Raw genomic sequence first — 23,437 nt, forward strand, 5'->3', positions numbered from 1 at the left:
ATGTTTTCGTAAAGTCTAGGTAATGCCCCGTTATAGCGCTTCTACGGCATCCAGCAGCCATTCCGCCAGGTATTTGGTGAAAGACGATCTGACGTAGACGCGGTAGACGTGGGGGGCGGGCCGTTCCAGGATCACCGAGGTCTTGCCCAGCAGGGTCTGGGCGTGGCCGGGGAAGACCGACGGGTGCAGGTCCAGGGGGCAGCCGGTGATCAGGACGTCCTCGGCGGCGGGCCCGGAGAGCTCAAGGATCGTCCGCTGACCCGACACGTCCACCCAGCCCGGCCGTGGCGGGATATTTCCGGAAACGAGCCACCAGGATGGGCCCAGTCGCAGGCCGACGCCCGGGTCCGTGCCCCGCACCTCCCACATGGGCTCGAACGGCACCTCGCGCAGCCGTACGGACTCCGTGCCCGCCGCCTCGAACCGGTCCGCGAACGCGGCGGCCGGGCTCTCCGCCCGGAACCCGGTCTCGCACTGCAACCCTTCCGCCGTCAGCGGCTCGCCGTCGCGGCGGGCGTTGCCCGGGTCATAGAAGACGGGCTCCACGACGGTGACGGGATCGGCCGACTCCCCCGACACGGCCGTGAGCCGGTCGCCGACCGCGACGTCCCTGGCCAGCGCCAGACCGAAGGTGCGGCCGAGCGCGGCACTGCGGTAGCTGGAGGTCACGTGCCCGAGCATCGGGCCCCCGCCCTCGGCCGGGATGAGCTGCGCGCCCTCGTCGACCAGGGTCGCCGGATCGTCGGGCAGCAGGCCGACCAGGCGCTTACGGCCGGGGCGGGCGGTGTCGGGGCGGGCGTGCGAGCGTTTGCCCACGAAGTCCGGCTTGCGTTTGGAGACGATCCACGACATGCCCAGGTCCTGCGGGGTGACCGTGCCGTCGGTGTCCTGGCCGACGATCGCGAAGCCCTTCTCGGCCCGCAGCACGTGCATGGTCTCGGTCCCGTACGGCACCGCCCCCATGGCCAGCACCGCCTCCCAGACCGTCCTGCCGTACGCCCAGGGCACGTTGACCTCGTACGCCAGCTCCCCCGAGAAGCTGATCCTGAACACCCTGCCGGGCACCCCCAGCACGTCGATGTCCGCGTACCGCATGAACTCCAGGTCCAGCGCCCCCGGCGCGAGCATCGCGATCACCTGCCTGGCCCGCGGCCCCACGACGGCGACCGTCGCCCAGTGGTCGGTGACCGAGGTGAACGACACGTCCAGGTCCGGCCACTCCGTCTGGTGCCACTCCTCCAGCCAGTCGAGCACCGCGGCCGCGTTGCCCGTGGTCGTGGTCATCAGGTAGTGGTCCTCGGCCAGCCTGGTCGTGGTGCCGTCGTCGAACACCATCCCGTCCGCCCCGCACATCAGCCCGTAGCGGCAGGCTCCGACGGCGAGCGTGGAGTACATGTTCGTGTAGACCCGGTCCAGGAACGCCCCGGCGTCGGCGCCCCGGATGTCGATCTTGCCGAGGGTGGAGGCGTCCATGGCGGCCACGGCGGTGCGGGCCGCGTGACACTCGCGCCGCACGGCCTCCTCCATCGGCTCGCCGTCCTGCGGGAAGTACCAGGAGCGCTTCCACTGGCCGACGTCCTCGAACACCGCTCCCCTGGCGACATGCGAGTCGTGCATGGCCGTGGTCCTGACGGGGTCGGACAACTCGCCGCGGTCGCGGCCGGCCAGCGTGGCGAAGGAGACCGGCGCGTACGGCGGCCGGAACGTGGTCGTGCCCACCTGGCCGGGAGCCGCGCCGAGGAGGGCGGACATGATGCCCACCACGACCGCGCCCGAGGTCTTGCCCTGGTCGGCGCCGGTGCCGGCGGTGGTGAAGCGCTTGACGTGCTCGACCGAGCGCATCCCGGTCCCGGTGGCCATGGCCAGGTCGCTCACGGTCACGTCCCGGTGCAGGTCCACGAAGGCGTCCTGGCCTTCGACCAGCCACAGCGCGGCGGGCGGGCGCAGGGGCTGCTCGTCGCAGTCGGGCACCCGCAGCCCGTACGGGTTGTCCCCGGCGGCCTCGGCTCCGGCCGCGTAGCCGTCCACGATGGCCTCGCGCGTCCCGTACAGGCCCCTGCATGCCCCGGCCGACCGCTCAGCCTGGGCCGAGGCGTCCGGCACGAACGCCTGCAACTCCGCGTCGAACCTGAGCCGCCCCTGCGACTGGCTGAACAGGTGCACGGCCGGGTTCCAGCCGCCGGCCACGGCCAGCAGGTCGGCCTCGACGTGCCGCTCCCCGATGAGAACGCCGTTCAGCACGCCGTCCGCGTCGCCCGTCGTGCCGGTCACCACCTGGCCGTCGCGGGGATCGGCGACCGCGACGACGGACACGCCGGCCGCCTCCAGGTCGCGGGCCGCCTCGTAGCCGGAGTCCGCGCAGGCGAACACGACGGCCCGCCGCCAGGGCGCGACGCCGTACCGGTTGGCGTACGCGCGCGCCGCCGAGGCCAGCATCACGCCCGGCCGGTCGTTGCCGGGGAAGGCGGGCGAACGTTCGTGCGCGCCCGTCGCCAGCACCACCCGGCGGGCCCTGATGTGCCACAACCGCTCGCCGCGCGCCCGCCGCTGCACGGCCACCACGTAGTTGTGGTCGTAGTAGCCGACGGCGGTCGTCCGGGTGAGCACCCTGCCCGGCAGGTCGAGTCCGGTCACCCAGTCCAGCGCGGGCGCGCCGTCCAGGAGCAGGCGGGAGTTCAGCAGGTCGCCGCCGAGCCTGGGCTGCTCGTCCACGAGGATCACCCGCGCGCCCGTCCGGCCCGCCGCCGTCGCGGCGGCCAGCCCGGCGGGGCCGCCGCCGACCACGAGCACGTCGCAGTGCAGGTATCCCTTGTCGCAGCGCCTGTCGTCCGGCGCGTCCAGGTCCACGCGCCCCTTGCCGCGCAGGCTCCACGCCTCAAGACCGTCGTACAGCTCGACCGTCGTGGCCGCCAGCATCGGGTCGGAGCCCACCCTGACCAGGGCGTTCGGCTCCTCGGGACCGGCCGTGAAGATCCCGCGCGGCCGGCCCAGGTCCACGCTGCGGCCCACCACCCGCACCCCGTCCCGCAGCAGCGCCGCCGCCAGCGTGTCACCCGGTTCGCCCCGCATCGGGCGGCCGTCGAACGTGAACCTCATCGTGCCTTCCGAATCTCGTGAGTGCCGGTCCGCCGCGACTCGTGAGCGCCGCTCTGCCGTATCTCGTGGGTAACGGTGTGCCTCTCGATGTCGAACCAGGTCCGGCAGCCGTGCACGTGGAACCAGCGCTCGTGGAACCAGCCCTTGGGGTTGTCGCGCACAAAGACGTAGGCCGCCCACTCCGCGTCGGTGGTCTCGTCGGTGGGGTAGGCGATCCCGGCCTGGCCGCCGTAGTGGAACTCGTTCTCGTCGCGGGGGCCGCAGTGCGGGCAGTCGATGAGCAACATCAGTGCGCCACCGCCGCCGCGCCGTGCTCGTCGATGAGCGCCCCCGTGCTGAACCGCTCCAGCGAGAACGGCTCCGCCAGCGGGTGCGGGCGTTCCTCCGCGAGCGTGTGGGCGTAGACCCAGCCGGCGCCCGGGGTGGCCTTGAAGCCGCCGGTGCCCCAGCCGGCGTTGATGTACAGGCCATCGACCGGGGTGCGGCCGATGATGGGCGAGGCGTCGGGGGAGACGTCCACGATGCCGGCCCACGTACGCAGCACGCGTACCCGGCTGAAGATCGGGAACAGCTCCAGCGCCGCCGCCATCTGCGCCTCGATCACGTGCACGCCGCCGCGTTGCCCGTAGGAGTTGTACGCGTCCACGCCCGCCCCCATGACCAGCTCCCCCTTGTGGGCCTGGCTCACGTACACGTGCACGGCGTTCGACATGACCACGCAGTCGAGCACCGGCTCCAGCAGCTCCGACACCAGCGCCTGGAGCGGGTGCGACTGCAGCGGCAGCCGGACCCCGGCCTTGGCGGCCAGCATGGAGGTGTGCCCGGCCGCGGCGAGCGCGACCTTCCCGGCGGCGATCCGGCCGCGCGAGGTCTCGACGGCCGTCACGCGGTTGCCGGTGAGCTCGAACCCGGTGACCTCGCAGCCCTGGATGAGGTCGATCCCGTACGCGTCCGCCCTGCGCGCCAGCGCCCAGGCCACGTGGTCGTGCTTGGCGATGCCGCCGCGCCGTTGCAGCGTGGCGCCCATGACCGGGTAGCGGGCCCGCGCGGAGACGTTGATGACCGGGCAGAACTTCTTGACCTCCTCAGGCTCCAGCCACTCGGCGTCCACACCATTGAGCCGGTTGGCGTTCACCCGGCGCCTGCCCTCGCGCACGTCGCCCAGGTTGTGGGCCAGGTTGAGCACGCCGCGCTGGCTGAACTGCAGGTCGTAGTCCAGCTCCGCGCTCAGGCCCTCCCAGAGTTTGAGCGAGTGCTCGTAGATCGCGGCGCTCTCGTCCCACAGGTAGTTGGAGCGGATGATCGTGGTGTTGCGGGCCATGTTGCCGCCGGCCAGCCAGCCCCGCTCCAGTACGGCGACGTTCGTCAGGCCGTGGTTCTTGGCCAGGTAGTAGGCGGTGGCCAGGCCGTGCCCGCCGCCGCCGACGATGACCACGTCGTAGGCGGGCTTGGGGTCGGGGTTGCGCCAGAGGAAGTCGGGGTGGCTCAACGCCTGATCTTCTCCATCCCGGGGTCGTACAGCGGCTCGGCGGCGACCTCCGCGGGCACGCGGCGGCCAAAGTAGGAAATTTCCACGTGTGTCCCGGGTTCTGCCAGCTCGGCCGGCAGCCAGGCGTAGGCGATGGGGCTCCGGATGGTGTGGCCGTAGGCGGCGCTGGTGACGTACCCGACCGTGCGGCCCGCGTGCCTGACCGGCTCCTTGCCCATGACGACCTCGCCGCTGAGCAGCGGCACCAGCTTACGCGTCACGTCCCTGGTCAGGGCGTCCCGCCCGATGAAGTCCTTGCCGTCCTTGACCGCGAACCCCAGCCCCGCCTCGTACGGGTTGTGCTCGGTCGTCATGTCCACGCCCCAGAGCCGGTACCCCTTCTCCAGGCGCAGGCTGTTGAACGCGGCCCGCCCGCCGGCGATCGCCAGCCCCGGCGCCCACAACGTGTCCCAGAGCTTGAGCCCCATGTCGGCGGTGGTGTACAACTCCCAGCCCAGCTCGCCCACGTACGAGACCCGCAGCGCGAGCACCGGCACCTGCCCGACATATCCGGACTTGCAGCCGAAGTAGCGGAAGTTCTCGTGCGACAGGTCCATGTCGGTCAGGCCCTGCACCAGTTCCCTCGCCCGCGGCCCCCACACGCCGACGCAGCAGGTGCCGGGCGTCAGGTCGCGCACCCGCACCCCGCCGGGCGCGTGCCTGGTCAGCCAGTCCAGGTCGAGGTTGCCGTTCGCGCCGATCTGGAACGTGTCCTCATCCAGCCGCGCCACCGTGAGGTCGGACCTGATGCCGCCCTTGACGTCCAGCAGCAGGGTGTAGGTGACGGAACCGGGCTTCTTGTCCACGTTGTTGGTGGTCATCCGTTGCAGGAACGCCGCCGAGCCGGGCCCGCTCACCTCCAGGCGCTTGAGCGGGGTCATGTCGTAGAGCGCGACGCCCTCCCTGGTGGCGTGCGACTCGGCGGCGGCGATCGGCGACCAGTATCGACCGGCCCAGTCATCCCGCCGCTCCGTCCCCAGGGACAGCTCGTCCCGCAGCAGCGGCAGGTTCGACTCGAACCAGTGCGGCCGCTCCCACCCCGCCGCCTCCAGGAAGACCCCGCCCAGCTCCCGCTGCCTGGGATGGAACGGGCTGGTACGCAACGGCCGCGGCGACTCCATCGGCTGGAGCGGATGGATGATGTCGTAGACCTCGACGAAGTTCTGCTTGCCGCGCTCCTCGACGAACGCGGGCGACAGTTGTGCCCGCTCGAACCGGCTGAGGTCGCACTCGTGCAGGTCGTACCCGGAGCGCCCGTCCACCAGCACCTCGGCCAGCGCCCGCGCCACCCCGGCCGAGTGCGTCACCCACACGGCCTCGGCCAGCCAGAACCCGTCGAGGTGCGGGGCCTCGCCGATCAGCGGGAAACCGTCGGGGGTGAAGGAGAAGATGCCGTTGATGCCGTCCTCGTACTTGGACTCGGCCAGCGCGGGCAGCAGCTCGACCGCGTCCCGCCAGGCGGGGTCGAAGTCCTCCTCGGTGAACGCCTGCACCGAGGGCATCGTGGTGGACTTGGGGCCGATCTCGTCCTGGGTGACCGGCATGGGGCGGTGGGCGTAGGAGCCGATGCCGATGCGGTCGCCGTGCTGACGGAAGTACAGGTCGCGGTCCTGGTGGCGGAGGATCGGGCCGTCCTTGAGCACGCCCAGGGGGCCTGACTTGGCGTACTGGTGCGCCAGGGGCAGCAGCGGCACGCTCAGCCCGGCCATCTTCCCGATCGAGGGCCCCCAGAAGCCGGCGGCGCACACCACCACGTCGGCGGGAATCGTCCGGTACTCCCCCGAGACCATGACCGCGACTCCGGTGACCCGCCCGCCCTGCTGCTCGACGCCGACCACGGTGTGTCCTGGCAGGAACCTGGCCCCGCGCTCTGTCGCCCGCTCCGCCTGGACCCGCCCGCAGGCGACCGCCGCCGCGAGGCCGTCGCTCGGCACGTGGAAGCCGCCGAGCACCTTGTCCTTCGCGAGCAGCGGCCACAACCGGGCGCACTCGCCGGCGTCCAGCAGTTGCCCCTCGACGCCCCACGACTCGGCCCAGCCGTGCTTGCGGTGCAGGTCGGTCCAGCGCTCGGGGGTGGTGGCCACCTCCAGCCCGCCCACCTGACGGAAGCACTCGCCGCCCAGAGCGGTGTACTTCCCGACCGTGTAGGCCGCGAACTCGGTCATCGTCTTCGACGGGTTGGTCTGGAAGACGAGGCCGGGGGCGTGGGAACTGGATCCGCCGGCGGCGTAGAGCGGGCCCTGGTCCACGACCGTGACGTCCGTCCACCCCCGCTCGGTGAGCTCATCGGCGAGGGCACAGCCCACGATGCCGGCTCCCACGATCACCAGACGAGGTCGGCTCATGGCGCCTCCGGTTGTTCCTTGATACGCAACACACACCGGACTACGCAACGAACGATAAAGTCCCGGACCCGCCGGAACAAGGGCTACTTAAGCGGCGAGGTGTCCCGCGCCAGGAAGGTCACCCCACTGACGCCGGGCACGACCACTTCCTCGAACCCGAGCCGGTCGTAGAACGCGCGCGCCGGCGTATTGTGCGCCGCCATGCCCAGGTGCACGGCCGACACCCCGGCCTCCCTCAGACCACCCAAGAACGCCTCCATGAGCCTGCGCCCCCACCCCTTGCCCTGCCAGTCCGGCAACAGGTCGATGTGCAGGTGGGCCGGGTAGGCCCCCAGCTCGGGCAGGTCCATCCGCTCGGGCCTGAAGTGCAGGGCCAGCATCATGTCCTCACGCGTGGCGGGCGGCTGCGCGGGCTGCGGCAGCCCGGCGCGCGGGATCCACTCCTCCCGGTAGCGGCGCACGAACCCCGCGGTGTCCGCGGTGCCCACGATGTAGCCGACCGCGTTGCCCTCCCCGTCGTCCACCACGTGGGCGTGCCCGGGTTCGAGTATCACGTACGGGGCGGCGAACAGCTCACCCATGAGCCGGTCGGAGGAGTAGTGGCCACGGGCGTCGCCTCCGGCGTCGGCGGTGCGCACGCAGATGTCGTAGACCGCGTCCAGATCCCGGGACTGGTACGAACGCACGTAAGGGGAGATCATTCGCGACAACGTACCAGTACGCTGGCCTGGAATCACCGCGTGGGAGAGCAGCGTGGGAAAGGGCGACATGGCGCAGCGGCGCTTACTTGAAGGGCTCGGCGTCACCGTCGCCGAGGAGACCGCCTACCGGGCCCTGCTCAGGCACGGACCCGCGGCGCTGAGCGAACTCGCCGCCGAGACCGGCTCGTCCGCCGCCGCCATCCGCCGCATGTTGCCCAGGCTGGAGGACCTCGGCCTGATCTCCCGGGTGGCCGGCCGTCCGCTGCGCGTGATCGCCACGCCGCCGACCATCGCCATCGACCTCCTCGTGGCCCGCCGCCAGGAGGAGCTCACCCACAGCAGGGCCGCCGCCGCGCTGCTGGCCACCGAGGTCGCCGAGCGCGGCGGGCCGCATCCGGAGGAGGTGCTGGAGGTGGTGACCGGGCGCGACGCCGTGTCCAGGCGCTATCTCCAGCTGGAACGCAACGCCACCAAGGAGATGCTGGTCCTGGTGCATCCGCCGTACGCGGTGGACATCAGCGACGACCAGGAGAACCGCCGGCGCGCGGCCCGCCGGGGCGCGCCTGTCACCCGCGGCATCTACAGCCCGCTGGCCTTCGAACAGCCCGGCATGCTCGCCCACACCCGCCGCGCCATCGCCGACGGCGAGCAGGCCAGGCTCGGGGAGGTGCCGGTCAAGCTGGCCATCGCCGACGCCGGCACCGCCATCCTGCCGCTGGTCTCCGACGAGGACCGGGCCGTGGAAAGCGCACTCGTGGTGCACCCCTCCGCCCTGCTGGACGCCCTGGTCGGCCTCTTCGAAACACTGTGGCGCGCCGCCGTACCACTGCGCCTGTCACCCGAAGGGCTGGCCCAGGACCGCGAGGGCCCCGACGAGGAGGTGCTGGCCCTGCTCGCGGCCGGCATGAAGGACGACGCCATCGCCAGGCAACTCGGCCTGAGCCCACGCACGGTGCAACGCCGCGTCCAGGTCCTGTGCGAACGCCTGGGCGCCAGAACCCGCTTCCACGCCGGCTTCCTGGCAGCCCACCACGACCTGCTCAGCGGACCGTGAATGCCGTTGCCCTTTGACGACGGATGCAGCGAGCCCGCCCAGCATCAACGCCGATGGTAGGCATCAGCACGGTGCCGGATATCGAGGACGTGCACCTCACGCGGCTGCTGTAGATCGTGGATTTCGTAGAGGATCCGCCACTCTCGCATCAGCCGCGCGCTGTAGATGCCGTCAAGAGGCTCCTGAAGCTGCTTGCCTACTCTGTAGGGATTGCCGATGAGAGGGCCAAGGATGAACTCGACTGCTCCGCGAGCGACATCGGGTGGAAGCTTGTCGGAGATCGCACGTTTGGCGGCAGCACCCAGAACCGGTTCAAACGGCTCTTGGGCCGATGAGGTCACTGCCGACCATCTAGCAGACTGCGGATGGCATCCTCACCGCGGGGACCTTCACCGCGGGCGATGGAAGCGCGTGACTCGACGATGGCATGCAGCGCGTCACTGTCGGAGAGCACTTCGATGGTCTCGCGCAGACGCGCGACCAGGTCGGGCTGATCAGCCGGTACGACCGCGGCCAGTCGCCTTCCTTCGCCTGTCACGGTTATCACCTGGCCACGAGCGGCCAAGGCCACGGCCTCATCCCATCGTTCAGGATGGGCGTGCAACTCCTCCAGAGGAATTTCCTGCGCCGCTTCGCTCATATCTCCATGGTAGTTCCCACGCTCGAGAGAAGCATGCCAACTAGGTGATCAGGATCCCGCCGTCCACCGGCAGCGTCACCCCGGTGATGTACGACGCCGCGTCGCTGGCCAGGAACACCGCCGCCGCCACCAGTTCGGCCGGATCGCCCGCGCGCTTCATGATCACCCGGAACTCGGTCATCTGCTCCAGATAGCCCGGCTTGTACTGCTCGGTCATCTCCGAGGCGAAGAAACCGGGCTCCAGGCAGTTGACCCTGATGCCGCGCCGTCCGGTCCACTGCTGGGCCAGGTCGCGCGTCAGCCCCACGACGCCCGCCTTGGACGCGCTGTAGGCGGCCTGCGGGAGCCCGGCGGTGGTCTCGCCGAGCACGCTGCCGATGTTCACGATCGAGGAGCCTGGCCGCATGACCCGCGCGCACGCCTGCGCCATCCAGTACGTCCCGTGCAGGTTGACCTCGATGACCTGGCGGAACTCCTCCGGGGTCTCCCTGAGGGCGGGCACGGCGGTGCCGATCCCGGCGTTGTTGACCAGCACGTCCACACCGTCCATGGCCTCCACGGCGGCGGCCACGACCGCGTCGCAGTCCTCCGGCCGCGAGACGTCCGCCTGCACGGCCAGGCACCGGCGACCGGTCTCCTCGACCAGGCGCCGCGTCTCCTCCAGTCGGTCCTTGCGCCGCGCGCAGACCACCACGTCGGCGCCCGCCTCGGCCAGGCCGCGGGCGAAGGCCACGCCCAGCCCGGCCGAAGCCCCGGTGACGATCGCCACCTTGCCGTCGAGCCTGAACCGCTCCAGCACGCCAGCCCCGCTTCCCCGGCCGAAACCACGCCGCCCGGCCGCCCTCACCTCCGACCGGAACCACGACGCCCCGGCCGCGCTCACCTTCACCAACTGCTCAACCGGTCGGGCCGCCTTCGCCCTGCCGTCTTGGCCGGGCACCCGCAGGCCCGTTTCACCCGTCACTGCCACTGACCCGGCAGCCTCCCCTGCTCACCCCCGCACTTCGGCGAGGGCCTCAGAGAGGGGCCCGCTCAGGTTAGCGAAGGTCTCAGGGAGAGGGCTCGGCCAGGTGTGCGAAGGTCCTCCCGAAAGAGTCCCTCCAAGGCGGCCCAAGTAAGGGCGGCCCCGCAAGCAGGTCTTGCCGAGGAGCCGAGGAGCTGCGGATCCCGCCGAGGAGCGGAAGAGGACCGGGGAGCGGAAAGGTGGCCCGCTCGCGACGAAGCCGCGCGAGCGGGCGACCACCCTAGAGTCCGTACTCCTTGGTGATGCGCTCGTGCCGCTCGACCTCGACGTCGATCTCCCGAGCCAGATCGAGCCAGGCCAGCGGATGCACCCACCGCTCGGTGGCGTCGTCGAGCAGGGCGTCCACCTCGGACGGCGACACGTCCGGCGGCACCGCGACCCAGCCGAACACGCCCGGCAGCTTCTCGCCGCTGGTCGGGTGGTTGACGGTGTAGTTCTCGTCGCTGTAGACCCACATCGGCCAGCCGCGCTCGGCCATGACCTCGGTGTATTCCGCCCAGTCCTCCTCGCTCGGCGCGGCGCCGTCGAAGAAGTAGCTGGTGTACCCGCCGGGCCGCAGGATGCGCACCGCGGCGAACGGCGGCACGAAGTTCTGCTGCTCCTCCGGGTCGTCGGGGACCGGCTCAAGGAGCTGCGGGTCGAACACGACCAGGTCACCGGCGTTGTAGTCCATGCCGCGCGGCTGCGGCAGGGCCAGCCTGGCGGTGGCCGGGCCGGTGCGGATGGACAACACCTGGCGCTGGCCGCCGTCGGGCGCGGGCAGGATGAGCCTGATCAGGCCCATCTCCTCCTCGATCGGCCCTTCCTTGGTCTTGATCGGCATGCCGATCTTGGCCGCGCCCTTGCGTACGGTGTCCCAGTCCTCGGCCGAGGTGGCCATGACGACCATGCGCCAGACGTCCTCGTCGGTCAGCTCGTCGAGCACTTCGAGCAGGACCTCGGCGCCCCTGGCGTTCTGGTCGAGCTGCTGGGCGGCGCCGGACACCAGGCGGCGGGCGTCGATCCCGGCCCCGGCGTGGATGGCGTGCTCGCCCGCGTCGACGGTCTCCTGCCAGCGCTCGCGGGCGCTGTGCAGCCTGGCCAGCGTGAGGTGCTGGGCGGCGTGCGGCAGCAGCGCGGCCATCTGCTCCAGCCGCTCGTCCTGGCGGGCCTCGATGAGCAGCGTGGTCAGGTAGGCCACGTCGTCGGACTCGGCGGTGGCGACGGCGCCGGTGTCGACCAGCATCTTCCAGTAGATGTCGGCGCCGGTGGCCGGGTAGCCGAGGAAGCCCAGCGTGGTGGTGTGGCGGCGGGTGGCCTCGATGTCCTCGCCGGACAACGGGGCCAGCCAGCCGACCCACTTCTCCGGGTCGGCGTTGAACCCGTCGGCGGCGTCGAACAGGCCCACCAGCTCTTCGCGCGGGCCGGGCGCCGCGGCCTCGTCGGTGGCGTCGGCGGCGGCCCGCAGCGCGGCGACGCGCTCGGTCAGGTCGTCGCTCTCACGCAGCTCGGCGATGCCGGACTCGGCCAGGTCGGCCAGCAGCCTGGCCTGCCACACGCCCTTCCTGCCGAGCGCCAGCTCGCCCGCGACCAGCGCGAGCTCGACGCGGGCGCGGTAGGCGCCCATCATGCCGTAGTAGTCCATCCACTGGCGCACGACGCGGCCGAGCTGCCAGGTGTTGGTGATCTGCGAGGAGCCGGCCAGCTTGCCGACGGCCTGCGTCCACTCGACCCACACGCGCGGGTGGTCGCCCACCACGTCGAGGTCGGGCAGCGCGTCCACGGCCTCGGCGATGCGGTCGAGGGTGGCCAGGATCATCGCCCGGCGCACGCCGTCGCGGTGCTCCTTGGCCACCGGGTCGTCGGCCTGGAACTCGGCCGCGGCCTGCAGCGCGGCCAGCGCGTCCTCGGCGCGGCCGGCGGCCAGCAGCGCGCGGGCGCTCTCGGCGCCGAGCTCCCAGCTCGCCTCCCGCCCGGCCGTCTTCAGCCGATCGACGGCGGACTCGGCGTAGCTCACGGCCTCGCCCGGCTTGCCGGCGTCGATGAGGGCCGCGACGTACTGGGTCACGAGCCCCGAGAAGGCCGGCTTCTCCGGGCTCACGTCCTCGATGGCCGCGCCGAGCTTCTCCAGCCGCTCGGCGGCGTGGCCGGGGCCGTCGGTGTTGGCCCAGGCGATGGCCAGCGCCTCGACCGCGGCCGGCGCGGCGGGGCACTCGCTCATGTCTTCGCGCTCGGCGAACGTGAGCAGTTGCCGGGCGTCGTCCACGGCGACCGCGCCCTGCGCCCGGTCGCCGATGCGGCCGATCAGGTGCCAGTAGCGGGCGTAGAACTCGAGCCACGGCAGCTCAAGGGCCTCCGCCTGCTGCGCGATGGCCGGGGCCATGACGTCGAGCTGGGGATAACGGCCCTCATAGGCCTGTGCGGGGAGGTCTCCCAGCGCCATGGCGAGGCCAACGTTGCCCGCCTCGGAAAGCTGCTGCTGGGTATCGCCGACCCAGGCCCAGATGTCCACGTCCATGAGGAGTCAGTCTGCCAGGTCAACGAGCGTGCCCAAAACGCAGAAGCTCGATCAGCTCGTCCGATTCGCTGTCCGTCAAGACCGAAAATACCGGCGCCATGAGGTCGTCCGTGGTCTCCTCCACCGCCGCGCGCCGCGCGATCACGTCGGGGCCCGGCTCGGTGTACGGCTCCGGCCAGGTGAAGAACCTGGCGATCGCGACACCCTCCGAGTCCCCGAACGGGGTCCCCGAGTGCCGCGAGGCCAGCGTCGCCTCCAGCGGGTGCAGCCCTGCCGCGAGCACGGCGTTGGCGTGCAGGCCGCCGCGCAGTTCGCGTACGACGTGCATGAGCTGGACGGCCCTGGCGGGCGGGTCGTCGGGCAGCGGCACGGCCCGCCACCCGGCGAACAGCGGCGCCCCGGCCGGCGAGGCGCGCTCGACGACCGGCTGGAGCAGTTCGGCGATCCTGGCGCAACCGTCGTAGTCGCCGAGCTTGCGCCTGCCCCATTCATGGCACGCCTTGGCGTAGACCTCGACGGCCCGCTCGGCGGAGAGCTTGCGGGCGCCGTTCCAGGACTCCTCGACGTGAGCGTGCGGGAAGAAGACGGCGACGGCGGTGACCACGTCGGCCTCGCACTCGCCGAGCACGCCGCAGCGCCCTTTGAAGTAGAGCTCGCGGGGGCCGAGGCCGTACTCGGCGCAGAGGGCCTTGGCCTCCCTGGAGACCATGAATCCGCCGCCGAGCTGCCCGATCGGCGTCTTGACCTGCACTGCGGTGGTGCGTGGGTCTGCCATGTCCACCTCTCAGTTCACGAAGTAGACCCAGCATCCCCCATCAGAACTTCATTCTGCAAGCATCAGCTCGCCGCTGGCCACGATGATCGCCGGCCCGGACAGGTAGCTGGTGTCCTCGTCGAGCACGACGGTCAGCGTGCCGCCCACCACCTCGACCGTCCACGTGCCGGTCGTGTCGCCCGACAGGTGCGCGGCGGCGACGGCCGTGGCCACCGCGCCCGTGCCGCAGGCGCGGGTCTCACCCGAGCCGCGCTCGAAGACGCGCATGACGGCGCGGCTGGTGCCGACCGGGTTGAACAGCTCGATGTTGACACCCGTCGGGAAGACGCCGGTGTCGAAGCCCGGCTGGTGGTTGAGGTCGAGCTGGACGACCGGGTCGCCGATGGCGCAGGCCAGGTGCGGGTTGCCCATGTCGACGCAGAGGCCGGTGTACTCGTGGCCGCCCACGGTGGCCACGCTCTCGCCGCCGACCGTCGGCTTGCCCATGTCCACCGTGATGTCGCCGTTGACCTCGACGTGGATCCCGCGCAGGCCGCCCCTGGTCGCCACCTTGAAGTCGGCGGAGTCCTCAAGCCCGGCGTCGAGCAGGTAGCGGGCGAACACGCGCACGCCGTTGCCGCACATCTCGGCCATGCTGCCGTCGGAGTTGCGGTAGTCCATGAACCACTCGGCCGCCGCGGCCTGCTCGGCCACCTCGTGGCTCTGCTTGGTGCGCGCCACTCGGAGCACGCCGTCGGCGCCGATGCCGGCCCTCCTGTCGCAGATCTTGGCGACCAGCGCGGCCGACACATCGACCTCACCGTCGGGATCAGGAAGGATGACAAAATCGTTCTCGGTGCCGTGCCCCTTGAGAAAGCGCATTGTAGGAGTTTATTCGTACGGGTGTCCGGCGACTCGCGCGAGGGACCGCTCAAGCAGGTCCGGGGCGTCGTAGGGCAACCAGCAGACCCGCGGATCGCGACGGAACCACGACTCCTGGCGGCGGGCGAAACGCCTGGTCAGCCTGACCGTCTCGGCCATCGCCCGCTCCTCGCTCCACTCCCCTTCCAGGAAGCGGACGACCTGCGCGTAGCCGAGCGCCCGCCCGGCCGTACGCCCTTCGGCCAGCCCCTGACCGAGCAGCGCGCGTACCTCGTCCACCAGGCCCGCCCGCCACATGCGCTCGACCCGCAGCTCGATCCGCGCGTCCAGCTCCGGTCTCGGCACCTCCAGCCCGATCTGCACGCTCGGGTAGACCGCGTCGTAGGACGGCATCGTGGCCGAGAACGGGCGCCCGGACAGCTCGATCACCTCCAGCGCGCGCACGATACGGCGGCCGTTGCTCGGCAGGATGGCCGCCGCCGCAGCGGGGTCCTGCTCGCGCAGGCGCTCGTAGAGGGGGAACGGACCCGTCTCGGCCAGCTCGGCTTCGAGCCTGGCCCTGATCTGCGGCTCGGTGCCGGGGAACTCCAACTCGTCGATGGCCGCCCGCACGTACAGGCCGCTGCCGCCGACCAGCACCGGCACCTCGACCGCGTCGATGACCGTCCTGGCCAGCTTCTGGTACTCGGCCACGCTGGCGGTGACGGTCACGTCCCAGACGTCGAGCAGGTGGTGCGGCACGCCGCGCTGCTCCTGCGCCGTGAGCTTGGCCGTGCCGATGTCCATGCCGCGGTAGAGCTGCATGGAGTCGGCGTTGACGCACTCGCCCCCCAGCCGGAGGGCGAGGTCCACGGCGAGATCTGACTTTCCTGCGGCCGTGGGGCCCACGACGGCGATGACTGGCTGCTGGCGCACACGACAAGTTTGCTAGAGATCGAGCAGTGTCGGCGGCAAGTATCCCTCATGGGTGAGCAACCACCGTTTGGTCTCCACGCCCTCGCCGCCGCTGAACCCGCCCAGCCCCTTGCCCGCCGCGATGACGCGATGGCACGGCACGAAGATCGGGATCGGGTTGGAGCCCATGATCGAGCCGATGCCGCGCGCGGGCACGCTGGAGCCGCTCAGCGTGGCCAGTTCGCCGTAGGTGACGGCGGTGCCGTACGGGACCCGGTGCAGGGCCCGCAGCACCCGCAGCCGCGAACCGGCCATCAGCCGCCAGTCGATCGGCGTCTCGAACGTCTTCAGCTCGCCGCGGAAATAAGCGTTCAGTTCGGCGACGGCGAAGGCCGTACGATCCGCATCATGAACTTCAGCCAGGTCGAGGCGCCCGGCCAGCTCGGCGCGGGTCCCCCAGCCCGACGCGACGAGCCCGGTCTCGCTGAGGGCCAGCACGAACGTGCCCACCGGCGTCGGCACCTCGGCGAAGGTCACCCTCTCCTCTTGGGCAGGCATCATGTCCTCACGTGAGCTCGTGGTGCTGGGCACCTCCAGTGCGGTGCCCACCCGACACCGTAACCACAACGGCTACTTTCTGCGCTGGGACGGTCAAGGCTTCCTCTTCGACCCGGGCGAGGGCACCCAGCGGCAGATGGTCCACGCCGGGCTGAGCGCCAACGACGTGCACTGGCTCTGCGTGACCCACTTCCACGGCGACCACTGCCTGGGCGTGCCGGGCATCGTCCAGCGCATCGCCCGCGACCGGGTCAGGCATCCGGTGCGCGCGGTCTTCCCCGGCTCCGGCGAGGCGTACTGGCGCAGGCTCCGCCACGCCGCCGCCTTCGCCGACACCACGGTCATCTCCGAGCATCCCGTCTCCGGCGGCCTGGCCGGCCTCGGCCCGCTCACCGCGCGCCGCCTGTCCCACCCCGTCGAATCCTACGGCTACCGCGTGCAGGAGCCGACCGGCCGCCGCATGCTCCCGGAGAAGCTGGCCGCCCACGGCATCCGCGGCCCGCAGATCAGCCAGTTGCAGCGCACCGGGTCCGTGCGCGGCGTCACCCTCGACGAGTGCAGCGTCCCGAAACCCGGGCAGAGCGTGGCGTTCATCATGGACACCCGGCTCTGCGACGCCGTGTTCGAGCTGGCCTCGGGGGTGGACCTGCTGGTGATCGAGACCACGTTCCTGTCCTCGGAGCAGGCGCTGGCCAAGGAGTACGGGCATCTGACCGCGTTCGAGGCGGGGCTGGTGGCGGCGGACGCGGGCGTGCGCAGGCTGGTGCTCACGCACTTCTCCGAGCGGTACGGCTTCGACGACGAGCCCTCCTTCACCAAGGAGGTACGCCGCAGCTTCGACGGCGAGGTGGTCCTGGCCCGCGACCTGATGAAGATCCCGGTGCCCAGGCGTCAGGTCGTCCACAGCCCGGCGAAGTACCCCACCCCGTAGGGCGCGCAGGACATCAGCAGCCGCCCGTCGTACCTGCCCGCCCCCGCCGCACCCGCCAGCACCTGCAGCGCGGCCCTGCCGCCCACCCACAGCCGGTCGGCCCGCGCCGGGTCCAGCGCCGCCAGGACGCCGGGGTCACCGGCCGCCAGCGCCTCCCCGATCGCCTCGTTGTACGGCCCGGCCTCCTCGTCATGCCTGCCGGGCGCCCCCGAGCCGAGGCAGGCCGAGCCATCAACCATGACCAGCAGCGCCACCCGTTCGCCGCTCTTCCCCAGCTTCTCCCCCAGTGCCCGGCACTCCTCCGCGCTCGCGTCGAAGGCCACCGACCGGCAGGCGTCGGGAGCGTGATCGCCGCCCGCGATCAGGTGGGGGTCGGGAGCGTGATCGCCGCTCATGAGCAGGCGGGCGACGGTCAGGGACAGCGGGAGCACCGGCTCGCCGCCGCCGATCGTGCGGTCCACGCCCCATGGGCGCAGGCTGCCCGCCGCGCCGCCGTCGTACGTCCGCGTGCTCTCCGCGCCGCCGACGGCGATCAGCACGTCGGGACGGGCGTCGCGCAGCGCCGCGATCGCGGTGTGGCAGGCGGAGCGGAGGTCGGGCATGGCCAGCACGACCAGCGGGGTTGGCGGGCAGACGGCCGCGGCGACAAGCACGGGCGCAAGCGTACGTGGCCAGACGCCCAACCCGGATCCCGGGCCCCGCCCGACCAGCCGGAATCGCTCGGACTCCGGCGGTTCTGTGCGCTCAGAACGGGTCGTGGCCCTGGCGTACCTTCTCGAACAGGCTCTGGGCGTAGGCGTAAGTCGCCTCGTGCGGGCCGCTGCCGAAGCTCACCCTGGCCACGCCGATCTCCGCCAGCCGGGCCAGATCGTGCATCCCCGGCCTGAAGTAGATGTTGACCGGCCCGCCCACCTCACCGACCAGCGCCCGGATCTCGTCCTCGTCGCCCAACCCGATGGGGTACACGCAGTCGGCCCCCGCCTCCAGGTAGCGCCGCCCGCGCGCCACGGCCTCCTGTCTGGACGCCGGGCCGCCCAGGTAGATGTCGATCCTGGCGTTGATCACGAGCGCGTCACCCGCGGCGGCCCGCACCTCGGCCAGGAACTCCGCCTGCTCGCCCGGGTCCACCATCTCGCCGCCGCCCGCCAGGGAGTCCTCCAGGTTGCAGCCCACGGCTCCCGCCTCGGCCAGGCGTGCGGCCAGTTCGGCGGGCTTGAGCCGGTACCCGCGCTCGACGTCGGCGGTCACGGGCACGTCCACCACCCTGGCGATGCGGGCGATGGCCGCCATCATCTCGCCGACCGGGGTCTGCTCACCGTCGTCGTAGCCGAGCACGCGGGCGACGGCGGCGCTGCTGGTGGCGACGGCGGGAAACCCGGCCTCGTGTACGGCACGGGCGGAGGCGGCGTCCCAGACGTTGGGCAGGACCAGCGGACTTCCGGGGACGTGCAGGGCACGCAGTTCGGAGGCGTCGTGAGTCGTCATGCCGCGACTGTACGAAGCGGGGTGGCCCCCGACGAGGTCCAGTCCCGTTCATAAACGGCAAGCCACTTCCTGCCCTCACGCCACAGAAGCCCGCCTGCACGCCACAGAAGCGCACGGAAGCCGCTTTCACGCCACCAAAGCGCACGGAAAGCCCGCCTTCGCGCCACTGAAGCGCACGGAAGCCCGCCTTCGCGCCATGGAAACGCCGCGGAAGCGCCGCGGAAGCTCAGACCTCAGCCGCCGTGCGGTCTTTCAGCAGCCGCCCTTCGCGCACTGGCCGCTGACCGTGCCCGCCGGGCCGTCGGCCGGGTTGTCGGTGTCGGCGGGGGTGTCGCTCCCCGAGGACTGCGGCGAGGAGGGGCGCGTCGTCGCCGGCTTCTTGCCGTTGCCGGTCTGGGTGGTGCCGCCGGAAGGGTCCCTGCCCGTATCGGCGGCGTCACCAGGGCCGGGGTCGGCGACGTCGCCCATGCTGCCGTCGTCGGGGGCATCGGTGGACAGGTCGTCCCCGGGCGACTCGGCGGTGACATCACCCGTGGTGGCGTCCTCGCCCCCGAGATCCTCGTCGCCCGCCTGCTCCTGGCCGCCGCCGGTGCTCTGCGCGGGTACGGGCCCGCCGCCCTGCCGGGCCGCCTCACCCTGGTTCCCGGCCAGCATGTATCCGGCGCCGCCCGCCGCGATCACGGCGACGAGCGCCGACGCGGCGATGATGAGCGTCTTGTTGTTGTTCTTCTTCGAGTTCTTTCGCGAAGGCCTATTGTCTCCGGGCCCGACCAGGATCTCCTGACGATCCGGCTCCGTCGGATCTTGCATGGTGATTACAGCTCCCTGCGGTCGTATCGGGGAAAGCTCGCCGGCTTCCGCGGGTGATGGACCACACTAGCCGCAACAGCTGAATGCTCGCACACCAATCACAAAGGAATCACGACTTGTCCCGGCTTAGATCCATTTCCCCAGGTAGCCGCATCCCCCTCGGACCTCTGATCGGAGTCGTCGTGGTGCTCGCCACTGCCGGGGCGGGAATATTCCTGGCATTCACCAACTCACCTGACCCTTCACCACAAAGTCATCCGCAAAATGATCGGGAAACTCCACTTACCTCAAGATCGAATTCTCCGAAACCAACACTCTCGGCGTCGAACTTGACACAAACAGCAACAGTCGAGCCTTCGCCGACACCTTCCGATGGACCGATCCAAAAGCAGGCGTCCCAGCCGGCCGACGTCATACTCGGCCCGTTGTCGCCACCCTGGGTCGAGGCCGTGCCGCCGTGGGAGGCCATCTCCGCCGTACCGTCAGTGGCCGCGAACCCGCTGGCCACGCCGCTCCTCCCCGCGGCCCGCGAGAAGTCCCCGCCGCCCGGCCACGACGGCTTTCCGGTACGCCCTCTCCCCCCGCTCCAGGACCACCCGGCCCCTGCCGGCCCACACGGCTCACCGGCACCACAACAACCGCCGCAGGCCCCGCCGCGAGAGCACCCCACGCCGGAACGGCCGCAACCGCAACATTCCGCGGTGGAACGGCCGCAGCCGCGGAATCCCTCAGTGGAACGCGACCGGAACGCCGACCCACCACCGCCGCCACCGCCTCAGCAGGCCCGCAGCCTGCCGAACAACCCCTGCGCCACCTTCAAGGACTTCCGCAGCGGGCCCTGCAACGCCGTGCTCAACCGCCTCACCCGCTGAACCGGTGCGCAACGCAGAGGGGCGGCCCCGGATGACCGGTGCCGCCCCTCGGAAAACCTCAGCGTCAGTGCGCCGAGCAACCACCCGTGGCCACCGGCAGCGGTGCCGGCCGGCCGATGGCGGGCATGCCCAGCAGGACGCCGGTGCCGCCGCTGCCCTTGCCGCCCTGGCGAGCCTCCCAGGCGTCTCCCGCCCGGGTGCGCCGTACCCCCAGCACGGCCCCGTCCGCCACCAAATGGTGCGGCGCCGCGTACGTCACCTCGACCGTGACCATGTCGCCCGGCCTGGGCGTCTCGGCGGAACCCACCGCGAAGTGCACGAGGCGGTTGTCGGGGGCGCGCCCGGACAGCCGGTGCGTGGCCTCGTCCTTGCGGCCCTCACCCTCGGCCACCAGCACTTCGAGCGTCCGCCCGACCTGCTTCTTGTTCTCCGTCCAGGAGATCTCCTCCTGCAGGGCGACCAGCCGCTCGTAACGCTCCTGCACGACCTCCTTGGGCACCTGGTCCTCCATGGTGGCCGCGGGGGTGCCGGGCCGGATGGAGTACTGGAAGGTGAAGGCGTTGGCGAAGCGGCTCTGCCTGACGACCTCCAGCGTGCCCTGGAAGTCCTCCTCCGTCTCGCCGGGGAAGCCGACGATGATGTCGGTCGAGATGGCCGCGTCCGGCATGGCGGCGCGGACCCGTTCGATGATGCCGAGGTAACGCTCGGCCCGGTAGGAGCGCCGCATCGCCTTGAGCACCCGGTCCGAGCCCGACTGCAGCGGCATGTGGAGTTGGTGCATGACGTTGGGCGTCTCGGCCATGGCGGCGATGACGTCGTCGGTGAAGGCGGCCGGATGCGGTGAGGTGAAGCGGACCCGCTCCAGGCCCTCGACCTCGCCGCACGCGCGCAGCAGCTTGCCGAAGGCCAGCCGGTCGCCGAACTCCACCCCGTAGGTGTTGACGTTCTGCCCCAGCAGCGTGACCTCCAGCACGCCCTGGTCCACCAGCGTGCGCACCTCATTGAGCACCTCGCCGGGGCGGCGGTCCTTCTCCTTGCCGCGCAGCGACGGCACGATGCAGAAGGTGCAGGTGTTGTTGCAGCCGACGGAGACCGACACCCAGGCGGCGTAGGCCGACTCGCGCTTGGTGGGCAGCGTGGAGGGGAAGACCTCCAGCGACTCCTTCAGCTCGACCTGCGCCTCGCCCTCGATGCGGGCCCGCTCCAGCAGCACCGGCAGCGAGCCGATGTTGTGCGTGCCGAACACGACGTCGACCCACGGCGCCTTGCGGACGATCTCGCCCTGGTCCTTCTGCGCCAGGCAGCCACCGACGGCGATCTGCATTCGCGGATTGCGGGTCTTGGCCGGTCTGAGGTGGCCGAGGTTGCCGTAGAGGCGGTTGTCGGCGTTCTCCCGCACGGCGCACGTGTTGAACACGACCACGTCGGCCGCCTCCCCGTCGGGAGCGGCCACGTAGCCGGCGTCCTCCAGCAGGCCTGACAGCCGCTCGGAGTCGTGGACGTTCATCTGGCACCCGTATGTGCGCACTTCGTATGTGCGGGCGCCCTCCTGAGTCACAGTCATGGCATGTTCAAGGGTAGTCGTTGTGCGGCTTGCGACGGCCCTAACCGATCTAAAAGGCCAGCTTGATGGCGTGATGTGATCGGATCGGTACCGCTCGGTTAGTGCGTAGCGCTCCAAGTCCCTCTACGTTTTACTCCATGACGGAGAACGGCGACGCCACTCCACTGGTCCAGATGGAGAACGTCAACAAGCACTTCGGGACGTTGCATGTCCTGAAGAACATCAACTTGACCGTCTCTCGTGGCGAGGTTCTGGTCGTCATCGGCCCTTCGGGCGGCGGGAAGTCCACTCTCTGCCGCACGATCAACCGGCTCGAGACGATCAACGACGGCAAGATCATATTTGATGGCCAGGTACTGCCCGAGGAGGGCAAGGCGCTGGCCAAGCTGCGTTCCGACGTCGGAATGGTCTTTCAGTCGTTCAATCTGTTCGCGCACAAGACCATCCGGGAAAACGTCACCCTCGGCCCGATCAAGGTGCGCGGCGTCGCCCGCGACCAGGCCGACAAGCGGGCGATGGAGCTGCTGGAACGGGTCGGGATCTCCGCGCAGGCGGACAAGTATCCCGCCCAGCTCTCCGGCGGCCAGCAGCAGCGCGTCGCGATCGCCAGGGCGCTGGCGATGAACCCGAAGATGATCCTGTTCGACGAGCCGACCTCCGCACTGGACCCCGAGATGGTGCAGGAAGTGCTCGATGTGATGATCGGGCTTGCGCGTGACGGCATGACGATGGTGGTCGTCACGCACGAGATGGGGTTCGCCCGCCGGGCCGCCAACCGGGTCGTGTTCATGGCGGACGGGCAGATCGTCGAGGAGAACACCCCCGACGAGTTCTTCACCAACGCGCAGACGGACCGTGCGCGTGACTTCCTTTCCAAGATCCTCACGCACTGAGAAGCATTAGGGCAGGTAAACATGCAGATGCGTCGTACGGGAGCAGCGCTCTCGATAGCGGCCCTGGTCGCGGGTCTCGCCGCTTGCGGCGGCGGCGGCACCGGCGGCAGTGGTGGCGGGGAGTTCGCCACCGTGGCCGACAAGGTGGCGGGTGGCGCCACGATCGTGGTCGGCACCAAGTGGGACCAGCCGAGCCTGGGCCTGAAGCTGGCCGCCGAGCCCGAGGGCTTCGACGTCGACGTGGCCAGGGCCGTGCTCAAGGAAGTGGCCGGCGGCAAGGACGTGCAGATCCAGTGGAAGGAGTCGGCCTCGTCCAACCGTGAGCCCTTCCTCGCCAACGGCACGGTCGACATCGTGTTCGCCACGTACTCGATCACCGAGGAGCGCAAGGCGAAGGTGACCTTCGGCGGCCCCTACGTCGTGGCCCACCAGGACGTGATGGTCCGCAAGGACGACGCCACGATCACCAAGCCGCAGGACCTCGTCGGCAAGAAGATCTGCAAGGCCGCGGGCTCCAACTCCTACAAGCGCATCACCGACCCGCCCCCGGACGGCGAGCTCGACCTCGACGCCACGACCGTCGACGCCGGCAACTACTCCGAGTGCGTGCAGAAGCTGTCCGGCAGCAACCTCGACGCCGTCACCACCGACGACCTGATCCTGGCGGGCTTCGCCAAGCAGGCCGGCGGCGACTTCAAGGTGCTGGGCCAGGGCTTCACGGACGAGAAGTACGGCATCGGCCTGAAGAAGGGCGACACCAAGACCTGCGAGGCCGTCAACAAGGCAGTGAAGACGCTGTGGGACAACGGCACCATGAAGACGCTGCTGGACAAGTGGTTCGGCGGCATCCAGGGCCTGAAGGTGTCCGAGGCCGCGCCGCCGGCCGAGGGTTGCGCCTGATCCTGCCAG

General features: G+C 70.8%; 22 protein-coding genes. 5 read left to right on the forward strand and 17 right to left on the reverse strand.

Going from position 1 to position 23,437, the window contains the following annotated elements:
• Nucleotides 1-30: 30 nt before the first annotated feature.
• From AB0I81_RS46805 to AB0I81_RS46825, 5 genes are all read right to left on the reverse strand, one after another.
• Nucleotides 31-3,096 (reverse strand): 2Fe-2S iron-sulfur cluster-binding protein, encoded by a 3,066-nt coding sequence (locus tag AB0I81_RS46805; RefSeq protein ID WP_360672265.1) that lies wholly within the window; start codon nt 3,094-3,096, stop codon nt 31-33.
• On the reverse strand, nt 3,093-3,383 hold the full coding sequence (locus AB0I81_RS46810; RefSeq protein ID WP_360672268.1) for a sarcosine oxidase subunit delta: 291 nt from the start codon (nt 3,381-3,383) through the stop codon (nt 3,093-3,095). The genes AB0I81_RS46805 and AB0I81_RS46810 overlap by 4 nt, the downstream gene beginning before the upstream one ends.
• A complete protein-coding gene (locus AB0I81_RS46815; RefSeq protein WP_360672271.1) occupies nt 3,383-4,585 on the reverse strand; it encodes a sarcosine oxidase subunit beta family protein in 1,203 nt (400 codons plus the stop codon). The genes AB0I81_RS46810 and AB0I81_RS46815 overlap by 1 nt, the downstream gene beginning before the upstream one ends.
• Nucleotides 4,582-6,969, reverse strand: coding sequence for an FAD-dependent oxidoreductase (locus AB0I81_RS46820; protein ID WP_360672273.1), 2,388 nt, complete (start codon nt 6,967-6,969; stop codon nt 4,582-4,584). Before AB0I81_RS46820 ends, AB0I81_RS46815 begins: the two co-directional genes overlap by 4 nt.
• 83 nt (nt 6,970-7,052) lie before the next feature.
• A complete protein-coding gene (locus AB0I81_RS46825; protein ID WP_360672276.1) occupies nt 7,053-7,670 on the reverse strand; it encodes a GNAT family N-acetyltransferase in 618 nt (205 codons plus the stop codon).
• Between the two features lie 52 nt (nt 7,671-7,722).
• On the opposite strand from AB0I81_RS46825, the gene AB0I81_RS46830 reads away from it, so the two are divergent.
• A complete protein-coding gene (locus tag AB0I81_RS46830) occupies nt 7,723-8,724 on the forward strand; it encodes a helix-turn-helix domain-containing protein (RefSeq protein ID WP_360672279.1) in 1,002 nt (333 codons plus the stop codon).
• Between the two features lie 44 nt (nt 8,725-8,768).
• Here AB0I81_RS46830 and AB0I81_RS46835 read toward each other — a convergent pair whose 3' ends face one another.
• From AB0I81_RS46835 to AB0I81_RS46870, 8 genes are all read right to left on the reverse strand, one after another.
• A complete protein-coding gene (locus AB0I81_RS46835) occupies nt 8,769-9,065 on the reverse strand; it encodes a type II toxin-antitoxin system RelE/ParE family toxin (RefSeq protein WP_360672282.1) in 297 nt (98 codons plus the stop codon).
• Entirely contained in the window at nt 9,062-9,364 is a 303-nt protein-coding gene (locus tag AB0I81_RS46840; protein WP_360672284.1) for a hypothetical protein, read from the reverse strand. Before AB0I81_RS46840 ends, AB0I81_RS46835 begins: the two co-directional genes overlap by 4 nt.
• A gap of 40 nt (nt 9,365-9,404) precedes the next feature.
• Nucleotides 9,405-10,328, reverse strand: coding sequence for a glucose 1-dehydrogenase (locus AB0I81_RS46845; RefSeq protein ID WP_360672287.1), 924 nt, complete (start codon nt 10,326-10,328; stop codon nt 9,405-9,407).
• A gap of 280 nt (nt 10,329-10,608) precedes the next feature.
• A complete protein-coding gene (locus AB0I81_RS46850; RefSeq protein ID WP_360672290.1) occupies nt 10,609-12,885 on the reverse strand; it encodes a tetratricopeptide repeat protein in 2,277 nt (758 codons plus the stop codon).
• 19 nt (nt 12,886-12,904) lie between these two features.
• The gene (locus tag AB0I81_RS46855) at nt 12,905-13,660 is read right to left on the reverse strand and encodes a hypothetical protein (RefSeq protein ID WP_360672293.1); all 756 of its coding nucleotides are present in this window, start codon (nt 13,658-13,660) and stop codon (nt 12,905-12,907) included.
• Nucleotides 13,661-13,708: 48 nt separating this feature from the next.
• The gene (dapF, locus tag AB0I81_RS46860) at nt 13,709-14,521 is read right to left on the reverse strand and encodes a diaminopimelate epimerase (protein ID WP_360672296.1); all 813 of its coding nucleotides are present in this window, start codon (nt 14,519-14,521) and stop codon (nt 13,709-13,711) included.
• Between the two features lie 9 nt (nt 14,522-14,530).
• Nucleotides 14,531-15,436 (reverse strand): tRNA (adenosine(37)-N6)-dimethylallyltransferase MiaA, encoded by a 906-nt coding sequence (gene miaA / locus AB0I81_RS46865; RefSeq protein ID WP_360672299.1) that lies wholly within the window; start codon nt 15,434-15,436, stop codon nt 14,531-14,533.
• 12 nt (nt 15,437-15,448) lie between these two features.
• Nucleotides 15,449-15,976 carry a methylated-DNA--[protein]-cysteine S-methyltransferase gene (locus AB0I81_RS46870; RefSeq protein ID WP_360672301.1) on the reverse strand — a complete coding sequence of 176 codons (528 nt, stop codon included), beginning with the start codon at nt 15,974-15,976 and terminating at the stop codon, nt 15,449-15,451.
• On the opposite strand from AB0I81_RS46870, the gene AB0I81_RS46875 reads away from it, so the two are divergent.
• Complete coding sequence (locus AB0I81_RS46875) at nt 15,975-16,904, forward strand: ribonuclease Z (RefSeq protein ID WP_360672304.1); 930 nt, start codon at nt 15,975-15,977, stop codon at nt 16,902-16,904. The two genes, AB0I81_RS46870 and AB0I81_RS46875, sit on opposite strands and share 2 nt — an antisense overlap.
• Here the strand turns inward: AB0I81_RS46875 and AB0I81_RS46880 are convergent.
• The 3 genes from AB0I81_RS46880 to AB0I81_RS46890 form a co-directional block, all read right to left on the reverse strand.
• A complete protein-coding gene (locus tag AB0I81_RS46880; RefSeq protein WP_360672307.1) occupies nt 16,865-17,557 on the reverse strand; it encodes a hypothetical protein in 693 nt (230 codons plus the stop codon). The two genes, AB0I81_RS46875 and AB0I81_RS46880, sit on opposite strands and share 40 nt — an antisense overlap.
• A 91-nt stretch (nt 17,558-17,648) precedes the next feature.
• Complete coding sequence (locus AB0I81_RS46885; protein WP_360672310.1) at nt 17,649-18,389, reverse strand: isocitrate lyase/phosphoenolpyruvate mutase family protein; 741 nt, start codon at nt 18,387-18,389, stop codon at nt 17,649-17,651.
• Between the two features lie 252 nt (nt 18,390-18,641).
• Nucleotides 18,642-19,199, reverse strand: a complete 558-nt coding sequence (locus AB0I81_RS46890; protein ID WP_360672313.1) for a hypothetical protein — start codon at nt 19,197-19,199, stop codon at nt 18,642-18,644.
• 425 nt (nt 19,200-19,624) lie between these two features.
• Between AB0I81_RS46890 and AB0I81_RS46895 the strand changes: the two genes are divergently transcribed.
• Nucleotides 19,625-20,071 carry a hypothetical protein gene (locus AB0I81_RS46895; RefSeq protein ID WP_360672316.1) on the forward strand — a complete coding sequence of 149 codons (447 nt, stop codon included), beginning with the start codon at nt 19,625-19,627 and terminating at the stop codon, nt 20,069-20,071.
• 64 nt (nt 20,072-20,135) lie between these two features.
• On the opposite strand, the gene miaB is transcribed toward AB0I81_RS46895, so the two are convergent.
• Nucleotides 20,136-21,635: a tRNA (N6-isopentenyl adenosine(37)-C2)-methylthiotransferase MiaB gene (gene miaB / locus AB0I81_RS46900; RefSeq protein ID WP_360672319.1), complete on the reverse strand. Its 1,500-nt coding sequence runs from the start codon at nt 21,633-21,635 to the stop codon at nt 20,136-20,138.
• Nucleotides 21,636-21,799: 164 nt separating this feature from the next.
• Here miaB and AB0I81_RS46905 point away from each other — a divergent pair, with 164 nt between their 5' ends.
• On the forward strand, nt 21,800-22,528 hold the full coding sequence (locus AB0I81_RS46905) for an amino acid ABC transporter ATP-binding protein (RefSeq protein ID WP_360672508.1): 729 nt from the start codon (nt 21,800-21,802) through the stop codon (nt 22,526-22,528).
• A 21-nt stretch (nt 22,529-22,549) separates the two neighbouring features.
• Complete coding sequence (locus tag AB0I81_RS46910; RefSeq protein WP_360672322.1) at nt 22,550-23,428, forward strand: glutamate ABC transporter substrate-binding protein; 879 nt, start codon at nt 22,550-22,552, stop codon at nt 23,426-23,428.
• Nucleotides 23,429-23,437 lie beyond the last annotated feature (9 nt).

It is taken from the genome of Nonomuraea sp. NPDC050404 (genome assembly GCF_040655495.1).
Lineage (GTDB): Bacteria > Actinomycetota > Actinomycetes > Streptosporangiales > Streptosporangiaceae > Nonomuraea.